Consider the following 23,670-nt stretch of genomic DNA (forward strand, 5'->3'; position numbering starts at 1 on the left):
GGGGCTCTTTTAGCTACCCCGCCATCCACCCCGCCCCTCCTCAATTGCGGTGAAATAGTTCCTGATTTCCGCCAAAACCCCGGCAAACAGGAACTATTCCACCGCAACTATCCCTGGAATCGGTATTTAGTTTGTGCCCACTTTAGTGCCATTTCAAAACTATGCCGGATTACGGGGCTGATTCGGAGACCCCCATCCATACCGGCAATTTTAGATTTTTGATAAGCCGTCTACCTGCGGTTTTAATTTCGCGATTTTTCCCATGGTCAAGTAATACAGGTCCAGCCCCGTAATCCGCCATACTTTTGAAACCAGCCCATTTGGGACGGGCCTCTTATGGCTACTTTTGCCCGAACGCTCGCTCAAATGATTTTTCTGGGACGGGGATTAGATAATCATTCGGCACCCAATGATTATCTAATCCCCGTCCCAGAAAAATCATTCCGCATGTTTGGCGCAGTTAAAATAGCCCCGTCGCAAATTGACTACCCTGGCATTGGGGATACTATGGTGGCACCCTAGCGAAAGGATGTTTTATGGCACATGTCGATGACCAGCGTGTGGCGCGCGTGCTCGATGCGCTCGAGGCTCAGCACCCCGGCGCACAGCTGCTCGTAAACGACCCGTGGTCGATTTATTACCTGACCGGTTTTTATGCCGATATGTTCGAGCGTTTTTGCGGTGTGCTGCTCGCGCGCGATGACGAGCCCGTAATCTTGGTCAACGCCCTGCATCAGCTGCCCGAGTACGACAATGCCCGCGTTGCCTACCACACCGATACCGATGTCGTGGCCGATGCCATCGCGCGCGAGATCGATCCGACCAAGCCGCTTGGCATCGATACCGTCATGCGCTCCGGCTTTTTGATGCCCCTTCTGGAGCGCCATGCCGCCAGCGAGTTTTTCCTGGGCGACTTTGCCGTCACCGCCGCACGCACCCACAAGGATGCCGCCGAGCAGGAGCTCATGCGCGCGTCCTCGGCCGCCAACGACGCCGTGATGGCCGACGCCATCAAGCTCGTCCACGAGGGCGTAACGGAGCGCGAAATTGCCGACCAGATGCTCGGTCTGTACCGTAATCACGGCTGCGAGGGCTTTAGCTTTCCGCCCATCGTGAGCTTTGGCGCCAACGCTGGAGACCCGCATCACGAGCCCGACGACACCGTACTCAAGCGAGGCGACGTGGTGTTGTTCGACATTGGCGGACGTCGCCGCAACTACTGCTCGGACATGACACGCACGTTCTTTTGGGGCGAGACGGACGAGGAGACGGCGCATATCTACGACATCGTGCGCCGCGCCAACGAGGCCGCCGAGGCGCTCATCGCCCCGGGCGTGCGCATGTGCGACCTGGACCGCGCCGCGCACGACGTGATTGAGGACGCGGGCTATGGGCAGTACTTTACGCACCGCCTGGGACACTCGATCGGCCTGCAGGACCACGAGCCGGGAGACGTCTCGCTCGTCAACGAGCAGGTTGTCGAGCCGGGCATGACCTTCTCCATCGAGCCGGGCATCTACCTCCCCGGCCGCACTGGCGTCCGCATCGAGGACTTGGCCCTAGTTACCGAGTCCGGCGTCGAGATTCTCAACGTCTACCCCCACGATCCGGTCCATCTAGACTAGGCACATCAACAAGCCACCGCAAGAAGTTGCGGTGAAATAGGGACTGTTTAAGGCTTCTAGCCCATAAAACAGTCCCTATTTCACCGCAACTGATGAGGGGATGGGTTAACGGAGCAGGCCTGCTACTTCGCCGGCTAGGGTGATGGTGCCGGCGGCTACGAAGGGCTCGCCCGCGGCATCGAAGGCGGCGAGCGCCTCGGATACGCTGGGGTACACGCCCGCGAGCTTATCGGCGTCCACCAGGGCAGCGAGCTCCTCTGCCGGCAGGGCGCGATCGGAATCGGTCTGCGTCACAATCACGCGCGGGAAGGCCGGGATCAGAACATCGACGATACCCGCCACATCCTTGTCGGCCAGCGCGGCGCACAGCAGCGTGGGGCGATTCTCCACGCATGGGTCGATCTCGTCCAGTGCGCTCACAAAGTTCTCGCAGCTCTGAGGGTTATGGCAAGCGTCAATCAACTTGAGCGGATCGGTTCCCAGCACATCAAAGCGACCCGGCGTGGGGCAGCCCATAAGCGACGCATCGAGCTTGTCATGGTCGAGCTCGCGGCCCAGATAACCCTCGCAGAGCATAATCGCGCACGCTGCATTCTGCGGCTGATAGGCCGGCTTGACCATACTCGACGTATAAATCGCGCGCGGCGTGGTGCAGCTAAACTCCACCGTATCGCCCACATGCGCCGGCACCTTGGTCGTGGAGTGACTCACCACCAGCGGCACCACACCGCACTCACGGCAACGGGCATCCATCACGCGCTGAACGCTCGGCTCGTGGGTGCCTTCGCCCAGCACAACCAGGCGTCCGGGTTTGATGACCGCGGCCTTCTCCCCCGCAATTGCCTCGAGCGTGTCGCCCAAAATGCGCGTGTGGTCGAGCCCGATACCGGTAATGGCAACGGCGACGGGATCGGTCGCACTCGTGGCGTCCCAACGGCCGCCCATGCCAACCTCGAGCACAGCAACATCCACTGCAGCCTCGGCAAACACCACCAGTGCGGCAGCCGTCAGCAGGTCAAACGGCGTAATGGTGTACGCGCGCTCCCCCGCCGCCACACGACGAGCATTCACGCGATGCCCCGCCTCGACGGCGGCAGAAACGCCACGGGCAAACGCCTCATCGCTCACGACGCGCCCATCGACCTCCATGCGCTCGGGATAGCGCACCAACTGCGGCGACGTATACAGCGCGGTCTTTAACCCCTCACCGCGAAGGATGGCAGCCGAAAAACGCGTGGTCGAAGTCTTGCCATTGGTACCGGCAACCTGAATGCAATCGAAATACTCGTCCGGACGTCCCAGCTCATCGAGCATATCGACAACCGTCTCAAGCAGAGGCCCAGCATCCCCAGAAATCCGCCCCGTATCAGCAGCCAGCCCCACAGCCTCATCAAACGAAAGCAACTCAAACGAGAACGGCACAGAATACGACCCCGAACGCTTAGGCATAAACCAAAGTCCCCTCAACATAAAAAGAGGCCCGTAACAAACAACGAGCCCCTCCCGTTCAAAATATCAGCCAAACACCGCTTTGCAGCGAGATCAAGGCCACAAACCAGTGGCCCCAACCTACCAGTTGCAAACAACAACGTAAACGAACTAGGAGCGGCCCGATGCTTTGCTCGCCGCAAGTTCCGCACGCAAAGGACAGCACTTAATGTGCTGTCCGTCTTGCGCAGGACTGTCCGCAGCGGAGAGCAAAGCATCGGGACGCGCCCCCAAGTTAGACCTACGAGAAGTCAGCAACCTGAGCAGTCAGCGCCGCCAGGATCTCCTTGAGCTCAGCTGCACGGTCCCTCTTCTTCTGGACCACCGCGGGCGCGGCCTTAGCCACAAAGCCCTCGTTGGCCAGCGTCTTCTCGCAGCCGGCGAGCTCCTTCTGGGCCGCGGCAATCTCTTTCTCCAGGCGCGCCTTCTCGGCCGAAAGGTCAACCTTGCCCTCGAGAACCACAAAGACCTCGACGCCGCTGTCGACCACGGCAATGCTCGCAGCCGGCTTCTCAACGTCGGTACCCATAACCAGCGAAGCGGTGTTCGCCAGCGGCTCGATGGTCGAGCGCAGGCTCTCGAGCTTCTCAATGTCCTCGGCACCGGCGCGCACGACCACGTCAAGCTCGGCCTTGGGGCTCAAGCGATAACGCGAACGCGTGGCGCGGGCGGCGGACACAACGGTGCGGCACAGCTCAAACGCGCGCTCGGCGGGCTCGTCAACGTACTTGGCGTAGTCGGCGGGCTCGGGCCACTTGGCGATCATGAGCGCCTCGGCGCGGTTCACGTTGCCCTCGGCGTCCAGGTCGAGCACGCTCGCCGGCATGTTGTCCCATATTTCCTCGGTAACAAACGGCATAAGCGGGTGCATCAGACGAATGGAGGTGTCGAGCACAAAGATCAGATTGCGCTGAGCTTGCAAACGGCCCTCGCCCTTCAGGCGGGACTTGGTGACCTCGACGTACCAGTCGCAGACCTCGTTCCAGAAGAACTGCTGCACGCCGCGAGCCATGTCGCCAAAGGTGTAGTTCTCAATACCCTCGGTGACCATCTTCACGGCCTTGGCCAGGCGGCTGAACATCCAGGCGTCGGCGGGCGTCTCCACGACGGGCTCGCCGGGCGTGTAGCCCTCCATGTTCATGAGCAGGAAGCGGCTGGCGTTCCAGATCTTGGTCACAAACGACTTGGCCTGCTCGGTGCGCGGGCTGTCGATGAGCTGCTTGGTCTTCTTGTCGATGTTCGCGTCGAACTTGACGTCCTGGTTGTTGGTGCAGAGCGTCAGCAGGTTGAAGCGCATGGCGTCGGCGCCGTACATGCCGATGAGGTCCATGGGGTCAACGCCGTTGCCCTTGGACTTGGACATGCGGCTGCCGTCCTTGGCCAGGATCGTCGGGTAGATGACGACGTCCTTAAACGGTACCTCGTCCAGGAAGTACAGCGAGCTCATGACCATGCGGGCGACCCACAGCGCGATGATGTCGCGCGCGGTGACGAGCGCCGTCGTGGGGTGATGGCCCTCGAGGAGCTCCGGCTTTTGCGGCCAGCCCTGCGTGGCGAAGGTCCACAGCTGCGAGCTGAACCAGGTGTCCAGCACGTTCTCGTCCTGATGCACGTGATGGCCGCCACACTTGGGGCACACGTCGGTGTCCTCGGTGAGGGCGTCCTCCCAGCCGCAGTCCTCGCAGTAGAACACGGGGATGCGGTGGCCCCACCACAGCTGACGGCTGATGCACCAATCCTTAAGGTTCTCCATCCAGGTGGTGTAGGTCTGCGTCCAGCGCGCGGGGTGGAAGGTGACCTTGCCGGAGTTGACGGCGTCGAGCGCCGGCCCCTTGAGCTTGTCGACGGCGACGAACCACTGCTCGGACAGCCACGGCTCAAGCGCGGCGTCGCAGCGGTAGCAGTGCATGACGGAGTGGTCGTGCTCCTCGACGTGGTCGAGCAGACCGTGCTCGTCAAACCACTTAATGACGGCCTCACGGCACTCGTCGCGGGTCATGCCGGTGAACTCGCCGTAGCCCTCGACGACCACCGCGTGCTCATCGAAGATATTGATCTGCGGCAGGTCGTGAGCCTGACCCATGGCGTAGTCGTTGGGGTCGTGGGCAGGGGTGACCTTGACGAAGCCGGAGCCAAAGTTGGCGTCGACATGCCAATCCTCAAAGATAGGAATCTCACGGTCGACGATGGGGAGCTTAACGGTCTTACCCACGAAGGCGGCCTTCTCGGGATCCTTCGGGGAGACGGCAACGCCCGTGTCGCCGAGCATGGTCTCGGGGCGCGTGGTGGCGACGACGATGTAGTCCTGGCCGTTGACCGGCTCGGTCAGCGGGTAGCGCAGGTGCCACAGGTGGCCCTTCTCGTCCTTGTACTCGGCCTCGTCGTCCGAGATAGCGGTGGTGCAGTTGGGGCACCAGTTGACGATGCGCTTGCCGCGGTAGATCAGGCCGTCGTGGTACCAGTCGCAGAACACCTTGCGCACGGCCTGGGCGTAGTCCTCGTCCATGGTAAAGCGCTCGTTATCAAAGTCGACGGAGCAGCCCATGCGCTTGATCTGCTCGACGATGATGCCGCCGTACTCGTGGGTCCAGTCCCAGCAGGCGTCGACAAACTTGTCGCGGCCAATCTCCAGGCGGCTGATGCCCTCGCTCTTGAGCTTTTTGTCGACCTTGGTCTGCGTGGCGATACCGGCGTGGTCGGTGCCGAGCACCCAGCGCGTAGACTTGCCGCGCATGCGGGCCATACGGATGATGGCGTCCTGGATGGAGTCGTCGGTGGCATGGCCCATGTGGAGCTTACCGGTCACGTTGGGAGGCGGAATGGTGACGGTGCAGTCGCCCACGCCCTCGCGGCGCTTGTAGTAGCCGCCGTCGAGCCACTTCTGCAGGATCGCCGGCTCGTTGGTCGACGGATCGTAGTTCTTGGGCATCTCTTCCATATATCTCTCCCTTGCCCGTCGGGGAGGAATGTAGGCCCGATTTTCGCTCGGTCAGGTCCTGGGCTCGCTCGAAGACCACATTAAGTGGTCTTCGGCTCGTGCGGAATCTACGAAAATCGGGCCTACATTCCTCCCCTTAGGTATCGATTACTTCAGTCTGATAGGACTTCGCTGAGGCTTAAACAAACACACAGAATAACACAGGTAGTTGGGGTTATTGCGTATATATAAAATAGCCTCCGACCGCGGATGGTCGGAGGCTGTTTGCAAGCACGTTTTTGGCAGGTTTACCCGTAGATGCGTTGGGGCTGTTCTTCGCCCTTAACCGCCGCTTCGGTTACGACGACCTTGGTAACGCCTTCCTCGCTGGGGAGATCGAACATCGTCTGCTGCAGCACGTCCTCACAGATGGAGCGCAGGCCGCGTGCGCCGGTCTTGCGGGCAAGTGCCATGCGGGCGATCTCGTGCAGGGCGGCGTCCTCAAACTCAAGCTCAACGTCCTCGAGCTGGAACATCTTGCGGTACTGACGCACCACGGCGTTCTTGGGCTCGGTCAGGATCGACACCAGGTCGTCCTCGTCGAGCGCCTGTGTCTGGGTGACGACGGGCGTACGTCCCACAAACTCGGGAATCATGCCAAAGGCGTTGAGGTCCTGCGGGAGCACCTGACGCAGCAGGTCGTTCTCGTCGACCGAGGTGGGGCCGGCGATCTCGGAGTTAAAGCCCACGCCCTTGTTGCCCACGCGATCGGCGATGATCTTGTCCAGACCCACAAAGGCACCGCCGCAGATAAACAGGATGTCGGTCGTGTCGATCTGCAGCAGCTCCTGCTGGGGATGCTTGCGGCCGCCGGTGGGCGGAACGCTGGCCACCGTGCCCTCAAGAATCTTAAGCAGCGCCTGCTGAACGCCCTCGCCCGAGACATCGCGGGTGATGGACAGGTTCTCGGCCTTGCGGGCGATCTTGTCGATCTCGTCCACATAGATAATGCCCACCTGCGCGCGCTCAATATCGCCATCGGCGGCGTTGATGAGCTTGAGCAGAATGTTCTCCACGTCCTCGCCCACGTAACCGGCCTCGGTAAGCGCGGTGGCGTCGGCGATGGCAAACGGCACCTCGAGGATGCGCGCGAGCGTCTGGGCGAGCAGGGTCTTGCCGGTACCGGTGGGACCTAGCAGCAAAATGTTGGACTTGGCGAGCTCCACCTCGTCCATGTCATCGTCAAACTGGCCGCCCATGCCCGAGGCCTCGTCAAAGGCAGACACCGCGGCGCCGCCCTCGATCACGCGACGGTAGTGGTTGTACACGGCCACCGACATGGCGCGCTTGGCGTCCTCCTGGCCCATAACATAGGCCGAAAGCTCGTTATAGATCTCATGCGGCGTCGGCACGTGCGTAATGACCTGGCGGGCGTCGTCCTCGAGCTCAAAGCCCTCGGCCTCGGGATCCATGGCGGGCTGGGACGCAGCCTGGCCGTGGTCGTTGAGGAAGCCCGGCAGCTTGCCGTTGCGGGCAGCATCCATAAAGTCCGAAGCCAGCGACTCCTCCAAGATCTCGGAGCAGGCGGCGACGCACTCGTCACAGATAAAGATGTTGGTCGGACCCTTTACAAGGCGGCGAACCTGCCCCTGCTCTTTTCCGCAGAAGGAGCAGCGGATGGGGTTGCCGTTCTCGTCAAAGTTGTCCTGCATGTTACCGGCCATCCTAGGCGTCCTTCGCGGCGAGGTCGCGCGAGGTGACGATACGGTCGATCAGGCCGTAGTCGAGGGCCTCGGCAGCGGTCAGGTAGTTGTCGCGCTCGGTGTCGGCCTGGACCTTCTCGATGGGCTGACCCGAGGCGTCGGACAGGATCTGGTTGAGCTCGCGGCGGGTCTTCTTGATCTCCTCGGCCACAATCTCGATCTCGGTCTGCTGACCCTGGGCACCGCCGCTGGGCTGGTGAATCATGACCTTGGAGTGCGGCAGGCAGAAGCGCTTGCCCTTGGCGCCGGCCGAAAGCAGCACGGCGGCCATGGACGCGGCCATACCGACGCAGATGGTGGAGACCTGCGGCTTAATGAAGTTCATGGTGTCCAGAATCGCCAGGCCGGAGTAGACCTCGCCGCCGGGCGAATTGATGTAGAGCGAGATATCCTTCTCGGCATCCTGGCTCTCAAGATGCAGCAGCTGGGCAACGACCAGGTTGGCGCTGACGGAGTTGATCTCCTCGCCCAAAAAAATGATGCGGTCGTTGAGCAGGCGCGAATAGATATCGTAGCTGCGCTCGCCGCGCGGCGTCTGCTCGATAACGTATGGCACGAGGGCGGAATCGAACTTAGCGATCATACGCATCTCCATTTCTCTCTTGCGGACCAAATTGGTTCTAGATAAACGTACGGTGCCCGCATGCTATGCATTGGCTGGCACCGTACGAAGCAACCGGATAACCGGCTTATAACTTTACCCCATCACGGGCACGTGCATGCGCTCGTGGGCAAGGTGGCGAGAATTACTCGGCGTCCTTGGCGGTCTCGTCGACCTCGGTCACCTTGGCGTTCTCGACCAGGTGGTCGACGGCCTTGGAACGACGGATGGACTCACGGACGGCAGGCATGCGGCCATCGGCGATGAACTCGGCCTTGGAAGCCTCGACGTCCTTGACGCCAGCCTTCTCGAACTCGGCGTTGATATCGTCCTCGGTGACCTCAATCTTGAGCTCACGGGCGAGGGCGTCGAGAGCCAGGGACTCACGGGCAACGTCGTTGGCCTGCTTGTGCAGGTCGCCGATGAACTGCTCCATGGTCAGGCCGGAAGCGGGCAGCCAGGTGTCGAGCGTCATGCCGCGGGCAGCGAGGTTGGACAGGAAGTTCTGGCCGAGCTCCTCAAAGACGGACTGCTCGTAGTCGGCGTCCATCTCGTCGAGCTGCAGGCGCTCAGCGAGAGCGGAGACGCAACGGTTCTCCTTCTCGGCCGGGAGGCGGGAAGCCTTGTCCTGCTCGATCTCGATCTTGATGGCGTCGCGCATGGCATCGATGCTGTCGAAGCCAAAGTCGGACTTGACGAGCTCGTCGGTGAGCTCGGGGGTGTTGCGGACCTTAATGCCCTTGACGGTGACCTCGACGGTGTGGGTCTCGGCCTCCTCGCCCTCCTCGACCTCGTCGGTCCAGGTGACGGTCTTGACGTCGTCAACGTTAGCGCCGATCAGGGCCTCGTTGAACTCCTTGGGGTTGCTGTCGCTACCGGCGATGAGCATGCGGCCCTCGGCAGCGAAGTTGTCGGCGTTCTCGACGGCCTTGAGGTCGACGGTGACGTAGTCCTCGGCCTCGACGGCGCGGCCCTCGACGTCCTCGAAGGTGGCACGGTAGTTGAGGAGCATCTCGACCTGGTTGTTGATCTCGGACTCGGTGACCTCCGCGGGGGGCATCTCGATCTCGACGGCGTCGAAGGAGGAGAGCTCAGCGGCGGGACGCAGGGAGAACTCGACGGTGTAGGTGTAGTCCTCGTGATCCTTGGCGAGGTCGAGCTCCTTGTAGTCACCGCTCTTGGTGGGGACGATGTCCAGCTCGTTGAGGACGGCGGGCTCGTTGGCGGCGATCAGGTCGTTGGTGGCCTGAGCGAGGGTAGCCTCGGCGCCAAGTGCGGAGTCGATGACCGGACGGGGGGCCTTACCGGCGCGGAAGCCCGGGAAGCGGTACTTCTTGGCGGTGTCCTTGTAGGCCTTCTTGATCGCGGCGTCGACGTCGGCGGCCGGGATGGTGACCGTAGCGGTGAGCTTGGCGTCCTTGACGTCAGAAGCGGTGATGTTCAACACGTTCCTCCTCATACTGCCCAGCTTATCTGAGGTGCTGGTACCTTTATGCAACAAGCGTCGCGAGGGCATAAGCCGACGCGGGTGCGTTGGTGCGGGCGAAAGGACTCGAACCTTCACGGGAATCCCACCAGAACCTAAATCTGGCGCGTCTACCAATTCCGCCACGCCCGCATGAGCGCACAGACTAGGAATGATAGCAGATACGAACGGCAAGCGCACGCACACCTTTTACAGGCTCACGACCTCACCACGAGTGCAATTGGCGGGGCGAGTTGCCCCACCCCGCCAATTACGACTTGTTCGCTGACCCGCTACTCCCCCAGCAGGGCCTTCTCGGGCGTGATGGGCAGCGAGCGAACCTGGTGTCCGGTGGCGTGCGCCACGGCCGAGGCCACGGCGGCGAGCGGCGTGTTGATGACGACCTCGCCGATCGACTTGGCGCCAAACGGACCCGTCGGCTCGTAGCTCGGCTCAAAGGCCACGCGAATACTACCGATATCCAGGCGCGTGGGCAGCTTGTAACTCATAAAGTTGCCGGTGCGCAGGCGGCCGCGTTCGTCGTGCTCGACAATCTCGTAGAGCGCGTGGCCGATACCCTGGGCAATGCCGCCCTCGGCCTGGACGCGCGCGAGCGCCTCGTTGATCACGGTGCCACAATCGACGGCAGCGGCGTAATCCACCACGGTCACCTTGCCGGTAGCCTTGTCGACCTCGACCTCGGCAATGCCGGCCATAAACGGCGGAGGCGAAACGGGCAGGCAGGCAGAGGCGTGCGAGGTGAGTGCGTCGCCGCCCGCGATGTTCTTGACGCACAGGTTGGCAAAGTCGCGCAGCGTGAGGTAGCGGTTCTGCTCGCGCGCGGCACGCTCGTCGGACAGGCGCACGTACTGGCCATCGAAGACCACGTCGGCGGCGTCCACATCCCACATCTGGGCAGCCTTGGCGCAAATCTTCTCGCGCAGCTCGGTCGCGGCGTTCTTGGCGGCAAGGCCCGTCACGTACGTACCCGAGCTCGCGTACGAGCCGGCGTCGAACGGCGACACGTCGGTGTCCACGCCGCGCACCACGATGAGCGAGCTCTCCACGCCCAGCTCCTCGGCGGCAATCTGCGCCAGAATCGTGTCGACGCCCATGCCGTTATCGGTGGCACCGGTCGAAAGCGTGATAAAGCCGTCCTCTTCCAGGCGCATGTCAATGCCGGCGATGTCCACGTTGGAGATGCCCGAGCCCTGCATGGTGAGCGCGCAGCCCAGAGCACGCACGCGGTCGCCCAGGTCCACGGCCAGCGGCTTGTCGCGCCAGCCGATCATGTCCATCGCGCGCAGCAGGCAGCGGTCGAGTGCGCAGGCGTTGAGCTTCTCGTTGTAGTACTGCGGCATGATCTCGCCCTCGCGCACAATGTTCTTAAGGCGCAGGTCGGCGGGGTCCATGTGCAGCATGTCGGCGAGCTCGTTGACGGCGCTCTCCACGGCAAACTGGCCCTGGGTGGCACCGTAGCCGCGATACGCGCCGCCGCGGTTGGTATTGGTGTAGACGGCGTCCCAGCTAAAGCGGCTCGCCTTCACGTGGTTGTAGATGGGCAGGCTCTTGTGGCCCGAGAGGCCGATCGTCGTGGTAGCGTGCTCGCCGTACGCGCCGGCATTGGACAGCGTGTGCAGGTCGATAGCCGTGATGGTGCCGTCGTTCATAGCGCCCAGCTTAACCGTCATCTGCATCTGGTGGCGCGAGTTGCCCGCGGTGATGGTCTCCTCGCGGGTGTAGCAGCAGTAACTCGGACGGCCGGTCTGCTGCGTCACGAATGCCACGAAAATCTCGCAGCAGCCCGTCTGCTTGGAGCCGAAGCCGCCGCCGATGCGCGGCTTGATAACCTGTACCTGCGACTGCGGAATGTCGAGCGACTGCGCGACCATGCGGCGCACGTGGAAGGGCACCTGAGTAGAGGTGGTCACCGAGATACGTCCAAACGCGTCGGTCGTCGCAAAGGCGCGGAAGGTCTCCATGGGCGCGGTCTGCGTGGCCTGACTGGTGTAGGTGCGCTCAAAGACGATGTCGCTCTGGGCGAAGGCCTCGTCCAAGTCGCCAAAGTCGCTGGTACCGCTGCACACCAGGTTGCGAGCAACGTCGCCGCCCTGCGGGAACATAAAGGTCACGTCACCCTCGGGATGAACCACGATGTCATTATCGAGCGCCTGGGTAAAGTCGAGCAAGGGCTCGAGCACCTCGTAGTCGACCTTGATGAGCTTGAGTGCCTTGTCGGCGGCCTCCTCGGTCTCGGCGGCGACGATCGCCACCTCCTCGTTTTGATAGCGCACCAGGTTCTCGAGGATCAGGCGATCGTAGGGGCTCGGCTGCGGATAGCTCTGGCCGGCGATGGTAAAGCGGCGCTTGGGCACGTCCTCGTAAGTGTAAACGCCCACGACGCCGGGCACCTTCAGGGCGCGCGACGTATCGATGGAGCGGATCTTGGCGCGGGCATACGGGCTGCGCTTGAGCTTGACGATCAGGGCGCCGGCGGGCACCAGGTCGCCCGTGTAGACGGGACGCCCCTCAAGCAGGGCCTTCGAGTCCTTCTTGGGCTGCTTGTGGGTAATCTGCTTGTACGAGACACCGTCGCAGCTGGTGTCGTTGACCGGCAGCTCGGGCATCTCAAAGCCCACCTGAACGCCGAACTCGTTGAGGAAGCGGACAATGGCGCGCAGCTGGCTCTCGTAGCCGCTGCAACGGCAGAGGTTGCCGGCGAGCTGGCGCGAGAGCTCCTCGCGCGTGGCGACGAGGCTCGGGTCCTCCTTGGCGGCGCGGGCAAGCGCCAGCACGTTCATGATGAGGCCGGGGGCGCAAAAACCGCACTGCTCGGCGCCTTCGGCAGCCATCGCACGGGCCAGCGCCTCAGACTCGGCTTTGAGGCCCTCGAGCGTGGTGATGGTGTGGCCCTCGACGCGAGCGGCGGGAACCGAGCAGCTCAGCACCGGGTCGCCGTCGAGCCACACCGTGCACAGGCCGCAGTTGGTGGTCTCACAGGCGCAGCGCACCGACGAACAACCCTGCTCGCGCAACAGTGCAAAAAGCATGGTGTCGGGGGCAATCTGAACCTTGACCTTACGGCCGTTGAGCGTAAAGGAAAGATCGATGAGTTTGGCAGCCATTAGCGCACCTCGCTAGAATCGACGCCGGGCACGCGGCGGCAGGAATACTCGTCCGTGGCGAACTTAGGGATCTGCACGGTCTCGAGCTCGCGGGCAAGCGCGGCCGAAAGCTCGATGCCGGCGGCGCGACGCACGGCCTGAATCGCCAGCGGGGCCGAGATGCGGCGGCGGTAGTCCGCCGAGCCCCACAGGTTGGTGCCGTAGCTCAGCGCGCGCACTGATGCGGCCAGGGCGCGCAGCTCGTCCTCGGAAGGCTGCTCGCTGGTGAGGCCGCATGCCTCGCCCTGCAGCAAGGTCGCACGCAGCGGGCGGGCGCCCACGGTGACATGCCAGCTGTTATCCCACCAGGCGGCGGTAACGTTTAGGGAGGGGAAGTCGGTCGCGGCCTTGCGTACGGCCTCGTAGCTCGCGCGGTAGTCGTGCTTGACGACCACGACGTGCTCGATTACGTCGCGCACGTAGCCCATGTTCACAAACTCGGCAAGCGGCACGCGCCCAGCGCCCGTCAGCTCAACGTACGAATCGAGCGCGAGGAAGGCGGAGAGAACGTCCGAGAAGCCAAAGCGGCCGTAGATGCTGCCGCCCACCGTGGCGGTATTGCGCAGCTGCACGCCCACGATGTCGTGGACGGCAAACTCAAAGACATGGTTGACAAGCGCATTGAGCCCGGCATGACGCTCGAGCTGGCGCAGGGTGCACATGGCACCGATGCGAAACTCGGTCTCGGTCTCCTCGATCTGATCGAGTCCGCAGGCCGAAAGGTCAATCGCCGTCGCCACGCGACGCGAACCCAGGCGCATCCAGATGCCGCCGCCCACAATCTTGTTGTTGCGGTTCTTCTGCAAGAGCTCATAGGCTTCGGCCGCGTTTCCAACACGGACGTAGGTACCGAACTTGAGCACGTTCTCCCCCATCTCTTTACTTGTCCAGTACCTCTTAGTGTACCAAACGAGGGCGCACGACCCTCACCACCATAGAAAAAGGCTCCCGGCAGGAATTGCCGGAAGCCTTAGACGCATCAGCTAGTGCTGTACGGAGCTCTGTTGAGCTGGATTTAGCAGACGCCCTGGGCGAGCATGGCATCGGCGACCTTCAGGAAGCCGGCGATGTTGGCGCCCATGACAAAGTTGCCCTCCTGGCCATACTCCTTGGCGGTGTCGTCCACGTTGTGGAACATGCCGCGCATGAGCTGCTCGAGCTTGCCGTCGACCTCCTCGAAGGTCCAGGACAGGTGCTCGGCGTTCTGGCTCATCTCCAGGCCGGACACGAGCACGCCGCCGGCGTTGGCAGCCTTACCGGGCATAAAGGCGACGCCGTTCTCCTGGAAGTAAGTCGTGGCCTCGATGGTCGTGGGCATGTTCGCGCCCTCGCCGACCACCTTGCAGCCGTTGGCGACGAGCGCCTGGGCGTCCTCGAGCAGCAGCGTGTTCTCGCGAGCGCAGGGCAGCGCGATGTCGCAGGGCAGCTGCCACACGCCGCGGCCGTCGCCCTCGTGCCACACGGCGTTGGGCTTCTCGTCAACGTACATGGCGAGCGTGACACCCTTGTCGTGGCCAGAGCGCTTCTTGTTGTAGACATGCTCGAGCACGGTGTAGTCGATGCCGTCGGGATCCTCGACCCAGCCATGAGTGTCGGAGCAGGCGAGCACCTTGCCGCCAAGCTGGGAAACCTTCTGGACGGCGTAGATAGCAACATTGCCGGAGCCGTGAACGACGACGTTCTTGCCCTCGAAGGAGTCGCCGCGGCTCTTGAGGTACTCGTCCACAAAGTAGACCAGGCCGTAGCCAGTGGCCTCGGTACGGGCGAGCGAGCCGCCAAAGGAGAGGCCCTTGCCGGTAAGGACGCCGGTCCACTCGTTGGTCAGGCGCTTGTACTGACCGAACATGTAGGCAACCTCGCGGCCGCCAACGCCCAGGTCGCCGGCGGGAACGTCGGTGTTGGGGCCGATGTGGCGATAGAGCTCGGTCATGAAGGACTGGCAGAAGTGCATGATCTCGTTGTTGGACTTGCCCTTGGGGTCAAAGTCGGAACCGCCCTTGCCGCCGCCCATGGGAAGGGTGGTCAGGCTGTTCTTGAGGATCTGCTCCAGGCCCAGGAACTTGAGCATACCCAGGGTGACCGTCGGGTTAAAGCGCAGACCGCCCTTGTAGGGTCCAATGGCAGAGTTGAACTCGACACGATAGCCGCGGTTGACCTGAACCTTGCCCTGGTCATCGACCCAGGGGACACGGAACATAACGATGCGCTCGGGCTCGACGAGGCGCTCAAGCAGGGCGGCCTCCTCGTACTCGGGATGGGCGTCGAGCGCCGGTTGGATGGTGCCGAGGATCTCGGTCGCGGCCTGGATGAACTCAGGCTGCTCGGGATAGCGGACCTTGAGCTCTTCGAGAACTTTCTGCGTGTAGCTCATGCTTCCTCCAATTGATGGAAAAGAAAAATGTCGGTCGCGGCACCCCATGCGCCGCGAGCTTTATCGAGTATGGATAATATCGCACTGTTGCGGGAAAGTTTCGCATAAGCAGACGAGCAGATGTTTCGTTTTGATTACGATGCAGGTAGAGGCGTTTTTGAGTGCCTGACGAACAAATCGCGTGTTTCGAAGCTGTTTCGTCCACGTGTTCCAAACCACCACATTGGGGACAGGCACTTTTGTGGTGCTGGCGGTTAGAGGACGAGCTGATGGTAGTCGGCGGGGGTTATGCGGCCCTCGGTGGCAGCGCGGAAGGCGGCGAGTGCATCGCCGGAGAACGGCATGACCCAGCAAAGCCCACAGCCGGCGGTAATGGAGCCGGGCAGCGGCATGATGCGCCCGGGCACGCCGGCATCCAGGCACAGCTGCTCGCATTCCATCACATCGAAGGTGCTGTCAAACGACACGATAATCTTGCGCTCGTGGTCAAGGGCATCACCGGACGGGCCTTCGCGGTGTGCCTCGCGATACGCCGCGGCGGCCGCTTCCTCTTCCGCGGTATGTCCACAGCCACCGCAACCGCAGGTACAGGGTTCGGACCCGTCGCAAGTGCAAGGCTCTCCCGTGTCGGGGCAAATATCGTGAGACATGGCATCTCCCATCGTCTAGGCGAGCAGCTCGGCTGCCGCAAACTCCTCGGGTGTATTGACGTTTTCGAAGCAGAGCGTGGAGCCCGCGGCCTTAACGACCTGAGGCTCATCCATATAACCGGCCTGAACGCGATTGATCAGGCAGCGAATTCGCTGACGGTCGCAGGCGAGCAGCTCTTGGGCAACCGGCGTACACACGTCACGGCGCCAGACGGCGCAAAGCGGCTCAATCCCCCGCTCCTCGCGCGGCACGCACACGTCGAGCGCCTCGGCCTCAACACGATCGGCAATCGCGCCGATGAGCTCTGGCGAGACAAACGGCATATCGCAGGCGACGATTGCCACGAGCGGCAATCGGGCCGCGGCCAACGAGCTCGCGATGCCGCGCATGGCACCCGCCGACCCTTCAAGGTCCGCTACCACACGCGGCACCAGGCCGCCAAACGCGTGCTCCTCAAGATAGGCAAGCTCGCTGGGACGCGAAGTCGTCACGACCAACTCGCCGGCAACTGGCGCCAGCCGACCCAGCACGCGCTCGATGAGCGGCTCGCCGCAAAACGCCATGCGCGCCTTATCGCAGCCCATGCGCGACGACAACCCGCCCGCCTGGACGACGCAAGAAAGATCGGCACGTCTTACGGTAGTCATACGGCAAAACACCTCCATCGGCACGTTCAAAACCCAGCGCACGGGGCAAATACCGTAGACGTCATGACAGGCGACACGGCGGACCCGTACAAAAACAAAACAGCGCCTTTGCGGCACGCAGCAAGACCGCGAGCACAAAAGCGCTGGTAGCGTATGGCGGGAACGTATGTGAATCGAACACATCCAAGACGTTTTGCACGCCTCGCAACGGTTTTGAGGACCGCGGAGCCCACCGGAGCCCATCCGTTCCCAAGTGCGGCGGTATTTTACCAAACCGAGCAGGCCGCAACTGCCCGGCACGACGGGAAGGATCAAACCTCCCAGCCTAATTTGCGGTGGAATAGTTCCTGGTTTGGCGTTAGATGCCGAAAACAGGAACTATTCCACCGCAATTGATAAGAGTGGCCTAGCGCAGGGACCTCAGGCCGCCGGCCTCCTTGTCGAGCACCGTAAAGCGCACGGCATCCAGGTGCTCCAAGATGCTGATGGCGCGTTTGCGCGACACGCCCAGCGCCTCGCGCAACACGCTCGTGGTTGCAGCGCCGCCGGCTGCCTCAATGGCGGCGGCGACGAGCTCGCGCGCATGGGCCTCGGCGGCAGCGGACAGGGCAACGTCGCGCTCGACCTTAATGATCGAGCGGTTGAGCGAAAGCTCGCGCAGGGCACGCGTCATGGTGTCGCGATCGAGCTGCAACTGCTCGCCCACCTCGGGAAGCGCCGGTGCATCCAGACCGGCCTCGTCAAGCAGCGCGACGATCCGCTCGCATGCCTCGCGCACCACGCGTGCCGCCGCGGCGGCCGAATGTGGATCGAATACCTCGGCGCCCTCGGCAGCGCACACGCCACGCGAGCAGCCCTCGGCAATCAGGGCCGCGGCAACGCCTTCATCAGCGGCAGGCCACGCAGCATGGGCAACGGCGCCGGGCGTAAAGCCCGTCTCCTTGGGAGCCGCCGAGTGCATGGCTGACAGGGTCGCCGCCAAGGCATCCATCGCGGCGTCGAGCACCACGGCGTCCGCCAAGAGACCCGAATCACCCGCGGCAAGTTTGCGAACGGAGCCTTGCGCCACCAACCCGCGCAGTGCGGCATCGACCTCGCCGACAGCAAGATCCAAAGCCTCGGCAACATCAACCGCCGTAACCGGCAGCGCCTGCAGCGCCAGCCAAGCGCCCACACTGCCCGCGATATCGCCGGACTCGAGCGCCGCATACAGTGAACGCTCCCCTTCGGCAAGCTCGCGCGAGCGACGGCAGCGCGAAAGCAGCACGCGCCCGCCGCCGATAAGCATCACGGGCGAATAGGACAGCACCACGGCATGGTCCCCGGCACGTAGCGGCAGCGAGTTTTCCAAGCGCACCTGAACAATACGGGTCTCGCCCACCGCCATGGGGGCCTCGCCCTCCATGAACATGATGCGACCGACGACCTCGGCCGTACCCGCCATCACGTGCACGCGCGCACCCGACTCGAGCACACGCGGCTTGGCGCCCTCGCGACCCAAATACGTAAACGCCATCATAAAGCGCATCGCATGGCCAAAGCGGCCCGCCACGCCGAGCATCTCACCGCGATCGAGCGTGGCGACGGCATCGCCCACCAAGTTGAGCGCCACACGCTGACCGGGCAACGCCCGCGGCGTATCGCCATGCACCTGAATCCCGCGCACGCGACAGACCGTACGCGATGGCAAAGCCATCAGCTCGTCGCCCACCGCAACCGGCGCATCGTGCAGCGTTCCCGTCACCACGGTACCGGCGCCCTTGATCGTAAAGCAGCGATCGATGGGCAGACGCGGTGCGGCATCGGTGAGCTCGGCACGGACACGGCAGGCACCCCAGCAAGCGGCAACCTGCTCGTCGAGCGCAGCCAGCAGGTCATCGATTCCCGCGCCGGTCTTGGACGACACAGTCACGATCGGCGCGTCCGCAAACACGGTACCCGACAAAAAGTCATCGACATCGAGCTCGGCAAGCTCTGTCATCTCGGCGTCGGCCAGGTCGCACATCGTCAGCGCGACCACCATGTGTGTGACGCCCAGCAGCTCCAGCACATGCACGTGCTCGCGGGTCTGCGGCATCACGCCCTCGACGGCAGAAACCACCAGCACGGCAACGTCAATACCCGTGGCGCCCTGCACCATGGCGCGCAAGTAATGCGCGTGGCCCGGCACGTCGACCAGGCCGACGATCTTGCCACTCGGCAGCGCCAGCTCGCCAAAGCCAAGCTCAACGGTCATGCCGCGACGGCGCTCAACCTCCAGACGGTCGGGGTTTTTACCCGTCAGCGCCTCGATGAGCGCCGACTTACCGTGGTCGACATGGCCCGCCGTGCCAACGATAACGGGGCATTCCACCAGCGCTTGAACCTCACTCATCGAGCAATCGCCTTCTCAACGCACGCGACGAGCGTCGATGCCGCGGTCTCGATATCGCGGTCGCCCACGAGCGTGCGCACATCAAACAGAATGCGGTCGTGCGAGGCGCGCGTGACGACCGGCGTATCGAAGTCTTGGACAAGCGAGCGCTTGAGCGCATCGACCGTTAGGCGCGCGTCAACAAGACGCACGGCAACGCACATCGTGGGTAGCTCCACGGTAGGCAGCGAGCCGCCACCGGGGGTCGACGATTCCTCGACGATCTCCACCTGCACGGCGCACGGGCAACCCACCTTATCGAACCCGGCGACCATACGATCGCGCAGCTTGCGGGCACGTCGTTCCAAATGGGCCTGCGGCAGCGTAAGCATGCTGAGCACCGGAATATCACGATGGGCCACGTCGGCACCGTCCATGTAGATGCGCAGTGTAGCCTCGAGCGCCGTGAGCGCCAACTTGCCCGGGCGCAGGGCGCGCATAAGCGGATGCGACCCACAGGCCTGGACCAAATCGCGACGGCCCATGATAATGCCCGCCTGTGCGGCACCGAGCAGCTTATCGCCCGAGCACGACACCAGGTCGAGCCCTGCCGAAACCGAAGCCGGCGTGGTTTCTTCGCCGCCGCGCACCAAGATGTCGTCGGGCAACAGCGCGCCCGAGCCCTGGTCCTCGTAGAACAGCAGGCCATGTTTGTGAGCAAGCGCCGCAAGCTCCCGAGAACCCACCTCCTCGTGGAAACCCTCGATGCGATAGTTGGAAGGATGGACCTTAAGGATCATCGCCGTATCGGGCGTGATGGCGCGCTCGTAGTCGCCCAGATGCGTGCGGTTGGTGGCCCCGACCTCGACGAGTTTGGCGCCCGAAGCCGCCATGACGTCAGGAATACGGAAGCTGCCACCGATCTCGACGAGCTCGCCACGGCTCACGATGACCTCCTTGCCCGCGGCATGAGTCGTCAGCACCAGCAGCACCGCGGCGGCATTGTTGTTGACCACGAGCGCGTCCTCGGCACCGGTAAGCGAGCGGATCAGCTGCGCTGCGTGCTCCTTGCGCGACCCGCGCGAGCAGGTGTCCACGCTGTACTCGAGCGTGCTGTAGCCGCGCGCGACCTCGGCCACGGCCTTGGCCGCCGACTCCGCGAGCGGGGCGCGGCCCAGATTGGTATGGATGACCACACCCGTGGCGTTGACGGCGGGGCGCAGGCTCGGCAGTGCGGAGCGATGCGCACGCCACTCGATGGCCGAGGCCAGGTCGCGCTTAGAGCGCGGGGCGGCACCGGCGCGAATGGCGGCGCGCTCCTCGTCGAGCTCGGCCGTCACGGCAGCATGGACCACCGCGTCGCAGGTCTCCCCCGCCGCCTTCACCACCGGCCACTCGGCAAGCAGCTCGTTGACGGAAGGAATGGCGCGCAGGCGGGCGCGCACCTCATCGGACATGTTCTGGCTATCGCTCATGTGCGGCCTTTCAAAAGAAACGTGGATCAGTCGAATGCATCAGCTGAGTCAATTACTCGTCATTATCCCCGCGCGCGACAATCTTTTCCACGCGAACGGCGTTTTCCTGGGTGAGCGCGGCACCCGTCAACGGGTCCCAACGCAACGGCGTATGGTCGAGCGGGCCCACGCCCAAGCCTTGAGCGCCACCGGCATCGGCGCCAAACGAACGCCCACCGGGGGCGGCCGAGGTGAAGATGCACGCCGGATGCAGATACGGCGTCGTCTCCACACGCACGCGGTCGCGGCCCATATCGCTCACGAGTTCGACGATCTCGCCGTCGGCGATGCCCATGTGCGCAGCAGCATCGGCATTCATCTGCACGGCATCCAGGTCCGACCCAGCCTCAGCGGCACCTTGGGCTGCAAGCCTTCGCGAGGTATGCGACTCAAAGGGACGGTTGCCGCTAATGAGGCGAAACATCCCCGGGCCAGGCTCCACCATGGGAGCGATCCAGTTGGGTACACGACCCAGGCCGGCTCGTTCCCATACGTCGCTTGCCAGCGCAATTTTGCCGCCATCCAAGGGAATCGCCGGCTCACCCGTGCGCGTCGGCAGCGCCACGCCCGTATCGGCCCAACCGCGCTCCTTGAGCTCGTCCAGATCAATCCCAAACGGCGCCACCTGGGCAGCCCCCATATCGTCGGACGTAAACTGGAAGTACTCGCCCGCGCCACACGCCTGCGCCAAACCGGCAAAAATCTCCCGACCGGGACGCGTGTCGTCATGCAGCACGGGCAACACGGCATTGCGGTAGAACACGCGCGCATCGTTGGCGCCCACGACTGTGCCCACACCGCGATCGGCCTCCAGATACGTCACGTCGGGCAGCACGAAGTCAGAAGCACGCGCCGTCTCGGACCAGCGAATATCAATCGTCACGAGCAAGTCGAGCTGCTGCAAGATGCCCAACCAAGCCTGCGCATTGCCATAGCCCGCACCGGGGTTACTGGCATAGACGATGAGCCCGCGCAGGTCCCCGGCCAGAATCGACTGGCCGATGGTCGTGCACAGACCGCGCTCGGGGTCGACGAGTGGATAGCGCTCGGACCCCAACTTAGGCTCACGCGGCACTGACGGCGTCGCAAAACGCGCAGGGTCCAAGTCGCCCAGCACAAGCGGTGTGGGCGGATTGAGCGCGCCGCCCGCATGCCCGATGCAGCCCAGCAGCACATCGACCAAGCAGATAGCGCGCGCGGTCTGGGTGCTATTGGCATACGCGATACCGATGCCACCATGAAAGCCAGCGTCCACCACCGCAGCAGGCGCCGCGGCAGCCAAATCACGCGCAGTCACACGGATATCGTCCGCTGGTACGTCGCACATCGACTCGGCCCACTCGGGCGTCCAAACAGCAGCCGCCTGCGCCAGCTCATCAAACCCCGTGGTATAGCGGGTCACGAACTCGTGGTCATACAGGTCCTCGGCAATCAAGACGTGGGCAATGCCCAACAGCAAGGCCAGGTCGCAGCCCGGACGCACGCGCAGCCAGCGGTCGGCAAGCGCAGCCGAGCCACTGCGCCGCGGGTCCACGACGATGATTTTCGCCCCACGGCGACGGGCATCGTTGAGCGCATCAACGGCCCCCATCGTCGACGAATCGACAATGGAACGCCCCAGATACATGATGCAATCGGTATGCGCCAGGTCGGAGGCGGGACTATAGCCCAAGCTGTGCTCCCAGCCGGTGAGACGGCTTACCTCGCAGGCGCCGTCGGCACCGTATACGTTGGGCGAGCCCAGCGCATGCATAAAACGATACGCCCAGTAACGGTCGAACGAGGGCACGCCGAGCGTCATGCCCAGCGCACGAGGCCCGTGCTCGTCAACAATCCCCAAAAGGCGCGCCGCGATCTCCGAAAACGCCTCGTCCCAGGTAATCGCATCGAACCCCGAGCCATCACGACGGCGGCGCATGGGGTGCAAAATCCGGTCGCGCTCGTCAAACGGCATTGCCAGGCGATGCCGTCCGCGGGCGCACAGGGCACGCGCCGCGCACGGATGTCCCGGCACCGGCAACTCTGCCACCACACGCCCATCCTTAACATGGGCCGCAAAGGCACAATCGGCATAGCATCCCCCGCATGTGGTCACCACGGCGCGACCGTCACGCTTCACAGCAGATGCCATCTCGATTACCCCTTTCATCAGCCAAACACAACAGGCCAAAAGCCCGGCAACGAGCCCCAGGCCCAAAAAGCCTCCCGCACGGCAACGCCCCGCGGGAGGCCCAACGTCAAACAGACGGTACCTTACGCCTCGGACTTCTTGGCGTAGATAAACCAGTAGCCGAGCGCGACCAGAACCGCGCCGCCCACGATGTTGCCCAGCGTGGCGGCGGACAGGTTAAACGCAATGCCCGCGGCGTTGAGCGCATCGGCGCCGGCGACGTCGGCACCATAGCCGCACGCGTGCATCACGGCACCCATGGGCAAAAAATACATGTTGGCAACGCAGTGCTCAAAACCGCAGGCCACAAAGGCGGCGATGGGCAGCAGAATGCCCACAACCTTATCGACCACGGTCTTGCCGGCGGTACCGATCCACACGGCCAGGCACACAAAGATGTTGCACAGGATGCCGCGGAAGAAGATCGTCACCCAGTCGATCGTCACCTTGCCGGCGGCGACGCTCACCATGGAATTGGCGACCGCCTCGCCGTTGAGCTTGTAAATGCCGGCCATGTACACCAAAAAAACGATGAACAGGGCACCGACAAAGTTACCAAGCCACACGACGATCCATGCCTTGAGCATCTGAGCCAGGGTGATCTTTTTGCTCTTGAGCGCGCAGACCATAAGCGAGTTGCCGGTGAACAACTCGGCGCCACACACCAGCACCAGCACCAGGCCCAGGCAAAAGCACAGGCCGCCCACGACACGCTGAGCGCCCCAGCCCAGCGTGCTATCGCTCAAGAACACGGTAAAGAACAGGCCACCGAAGGCGATGAACGCACCGGCGAACATTGCCAACAGAAAAGCCTTTGCGACCGGCAGGTTAGCCTTGGCCACGCCGGCGGCCTCGGTCTTGGCCTCGATCGCGGCGGGCACCAGGCAATCGGGAGCAGGATACTCCACCTTGGAATCTGCCATGTCAATCACTTCTTTCCT

General features: G+C 63.3%; 15 protein-coding genes and 2 tRNA genes. 1 reads left to right on the forward strand and 16 read right to left on the reverse strand.

Annotated features, from left to right (window positions below; translation table 11 throughout):
• Positions 1 to 536: 536 nt before the first annotated feature.
• On the forward strand, positions 537 to 1,625 hold the full coding sequence (locus DWY05_RS02575) for a Xaa-Pro peptidase family protein (protein ID WP_117820321.1): 1,089 nt from the start codon (positions 537 to 539) through the stop codon (positions 1,623 to 1,625).
• Positions 1,626 to 1,730: 105 nt separating this feature from the next.
• Here DWY05_RS02575 and DWY05_RS02580 read toward each other — a convergent pair whose 3' ends face one another.
• The 16 genes from DWY05_RS02580 to DWY05_RS02650 all read right to left on the reverse strand — a co-directional run bounded on the left by DWY05_RS02580 (position 1,731) and on the right by DWY05_RS02650 (position 23,652).
• Positions 1,731 to 3,074, reverse strand: coding sequence for a folylpolyglutamate synthase/dihydrofolate synthase family protein (locus tag DWY05_RS02580; RefSeq protein WP_117820322.1), 1,344 nt, complete (start codon positions 3,072 to 3,074; stop codon positions 1,731 to 1,733).
• Positions 3,075 to 3,354: 280 nt separating this feature from the next.
• Positions 3,355 to 6,051: a valine--tRNA ligase gene (locus tag DWY05_RS02585; protein ID WP_117820323.1), complete on the reverse strand. Its 2,697-nt coding sequence runs from the start codon at positions 6,049 to 6,051 to the stop codon at positions 3,355 to 3,357.
• A 287-nt stretch (positions 6,052 to 6,338) separates the two neighbouring features.
• Entirely contained in the window at positions 6,339 to 7,754 is a 1,416-nt protein-coding gene (gene clpX / locus DWY05_RS02590; protein ID WP_117820324.1) for an ATP-dependent Clp protease ATP-binding subunit ClpX, read from the reverse strand.
• Between the two features lies 1 nt (position 7,755).
• The gene (locus tag DWY05_RS02595; protein WP_022095182.1) at positions 7,756 to 8,376 is read right to left on the reverse strand and encodes an ATP-dependent Clp protease proteolytic subunit; all 621 of its coding nucleotides are present in this window, start codon (positions 8,374 to 8,376) and stop codon (positions 7,756 to 7,758) included.
• A 163-nt stretch (positions 8,377 to 8,539) separates the two neighbouring features.
• Complete coding sequence (gene tig, locus DWY05_RS02600; RefSeq protein ID WP_158558666.1) at positions 8,540 to 9,841, reverse strand: trigger factor; 1,302 nt, start codon at positions 9,839 to 9,841, stop codon at positions 8,540 to 8,542.
• An 87-nt stretch (positions 9,842 to 9,928) separates the two neighbouring features.
• Positions 9,929 to 10,012 (reverse strand) — tRNA-Leu (locus DWY05_RS02605).
• A gap of 140 nt (positions 10,013 to 10,152) precedes the next feature.
• Positions 10,153 to 12,984, reverse strand: a complete 2,832-nt coding sequence (locus tag DWY05_RS02610; protein WP_117820326.1) for a molybdopterin cofactor-binding domain-containing protein — start codon at positions 12,982 to 12,984, stop codon at positions 10,153 to 10,155.
• The gene (locus tag DWY05_RS02615) at positions 12,984 to 13,886 is read right to left on the reverse strand and encodes a xanthine dehydrogenase family protein subunit M (RefSeq protein ID WP_199409523.1); all 903 of its coding nucleotides are present in this window, start codon (positions 13,884 to 13,886) and stop codon (positions 12,984 to 12,986) included. The genes DWY05_RS02610 and DWY05_RS02615 overlap by 1 nt, the downstream gene beginning before the upstream one ends.
• Positions 13,887 to 14,038: 152 nt before the next feature.
• The gene (gdhA, locus tag DWY05_RS02620) at positions 14,039 to 15,394 is read right to left on the reverse strand and encodes an NADP-specific glutamate dehydrogenase (protein ID WP_117820328.1); all 1,356 of its coding nucleotides are present in this window, start codon (positions 15,392 to 15,394) and stop codon (positions 14,039 to 14,041) included.
• A 254-nt stretch (positions 15,395 to 15,648) separates the two neighbouring features.
• A complete protein-coding gene (locus DWY05_RS02625) occupies positions 15,649 to 16,044 on the reverse strand; it encodes a DUF3343 domain-containing protein (protein WP_158558667.1) in 396 nt (131 codons plus the stop codon).
• Positions 16,045 to 16,059: 15 nt separating this feature from the next.
• The gene (locus tag DWY05_RS02630; protein WP_158558668.1) at positions 16,060 to 16,692 is read right to left on the reverse strand and encodes a molybdenum cofactor guanylyltransferase; all 633 of its coding nucleotides are present in this window, start codon (positions 16,690 to 16,692) and stop codon (positions 16,060 to 16,062) included.
• Positions 16,693 to 16,846: 154 nt separating this feature from the next.
• Positions 16,847 to 16,943: transfer RNA gene (locus tag DWY05_RS09915), tRNA-Sec, on the reverse strand.
• A gap of 155 nt (positions 16,944 to 17,098) precedes the next feature.
• Positions 17,099 to 19,066, reverse strand: a complete 1,968-nt coding sequence (gene selB / locus DWY05_RS02635; protein ID WP_117820331.1) for a selenocysteine-specific translation elongation factor — start codon at positions 19,064 to 19,066, stop codon at positions 17,099 to 17,101.
• Complete coding sequence (gene selA, locus DWY05_RS02640; RefSeq protein ID WP_199409524.1) at positions 19,063 to 20,520, reverse strand: L-seryl-tRNA(Sec) selenium transferase; 1,458 nt, start codon at positions 20,518 to 20,520, stop codon at positions 19,063 to 19,065. The genes selB and selA overlap by 4 nt, the downstream gene beginning before the upstream one ends.
• Positions 20,521 to 20,572: 52 nt before the next feature.
• Entirely contained in the window at positions 20,573 to 22,690 is a 2,118-nt protein-coding gene (locus tag DWY05_RS02645; RefSeq protein WP_158558669.1) for a molybdopterin-dependent oxidoreductase, read from the reverse strand.
• A 122-nt stretch (positions 22,691 to 22,812) separates the two neighbouring features.
• Positions 22,813 to 23,652: a formate/nitrite transporter family protein gene (locus DWY05_RS02650; RefSeq protein ID WP_117820403.1), complete on the reverse strand. Its 840-nt coding sequence runs from the start codon at positions 23,650 to 23,652 to the stop codon at positions 22,813 to 22,815.
• Positions 23,653 to 23,670 lie beyond the last annotated feature (18 nt).

Origin of the sequence: Collinsella sp. AF23-4AC (genome assembly GCF_003462685.1) — a bacterium.
Taxonomy (GTDB): Bacteria; Actinomycetota; Coriobacteriia; order Coriobacteriales; family Coriobacteriaceae; genus Collinsella.

What these genes read in the sequence shown, in the direction of transcription:
- DWY05_RS02610 (WP_117820326.1), bottom strand. Translation starts at nt 12,984, where the DNA reads ATGGCTGCCAAACTCATCGATCTTTCCTTTACGCTCAACGGCCGTAAG.
- DWY05_RS02595 (WP_022095182.1), bottom strand. Translation starts at nt 8,376, where the DNA reads ATGATCGCTAAGTTCGATTCCGCCCTCGTGCCATACGTTATCGAGCAG.
- gdhA (WP_117820328.1), bottom strand. Translation starts at nt 15,394, where the DNA reads ATGAGCTACACGCAGAAAGTTCTCGAAGAGCTCAAGGTCCGCTATCCC.
- selA (WP_199409524.1), bottom strand. Translation starts at nt 20,520, where the DNA reads ATGAGCGATAGCCAGAACATGTCCGATGAGGTGCGCGCCCGCCTGCGC.
- DWY05_RS02580 (WP_117820322.1), bottom strand. Translation starts at nt 3,074, where the DNA reads ATGCCTAAGCGTTCGGGGTCGTATTCTGTGCCGTTCTCGTTTGAGTTG.
- DWY05_RS02625 (WP_158558667.1), bottom strand. Translation starts at nt 16,044, where the DNA reads ATGTCTCACGATATTTGCCCCGACACGGGAGAGCCTTGCACTTGCGAC.
- DWY05_RS02575 (WP_117820321.1), top strand. Translation starts at nt 537, where the DNA reads ATGGCACATGTCGATGACCAGCGTGTGGCGCGCGTGCTCGATGCGCTC.
- DWY05_RS02585 (WP_117820323.1), bottom strand. Translation starts at nt 6,051, where the DNA reads ATGGAAGAGATGCCCAAGAACTACGATCCGTCGACCAACGAGCCGGCG.
- clpX (WP_117820324.1), bottom strand. Translation starts at nt 7,754, where the DNA reads ATGGCCGGTAACATGCAGGACAACTTTGACGAGAACGGCAACCCCATC.
- DWY05_RS02650 (WP_117820403.1), bottom strand. Translation starts at nt 23,652, where the DNA reads ATGGCAGATTCCAAGGTGGAGTATCCTGCTCCCGATTGCCTGGTGCCC.
- selB (WP_117820331.1), bottom strand. Translation starts at nt 19,066, where the DNA reads ATGAGTGAGGTTCAAGCGCTGGTGGAATGCCCCGTTATCGTTGGCACG.
- DWY05_RS02630 (WP_158558668.1), bottom strand. Translation starts at nt 16,692, where the DNA reads ATGACTACCGTAAGACGTGCCGATCTTTCTTGCGTCGTCCAGGCGGGC.
- DWY05_RS02645 (WP_158558669.1), bottom strand. Translation starts at nt 22,690, where the DNA reads ATGGCATCTGCTGTGAAGCGTGACGGTCGCGCCGTGGTGACCACATGC.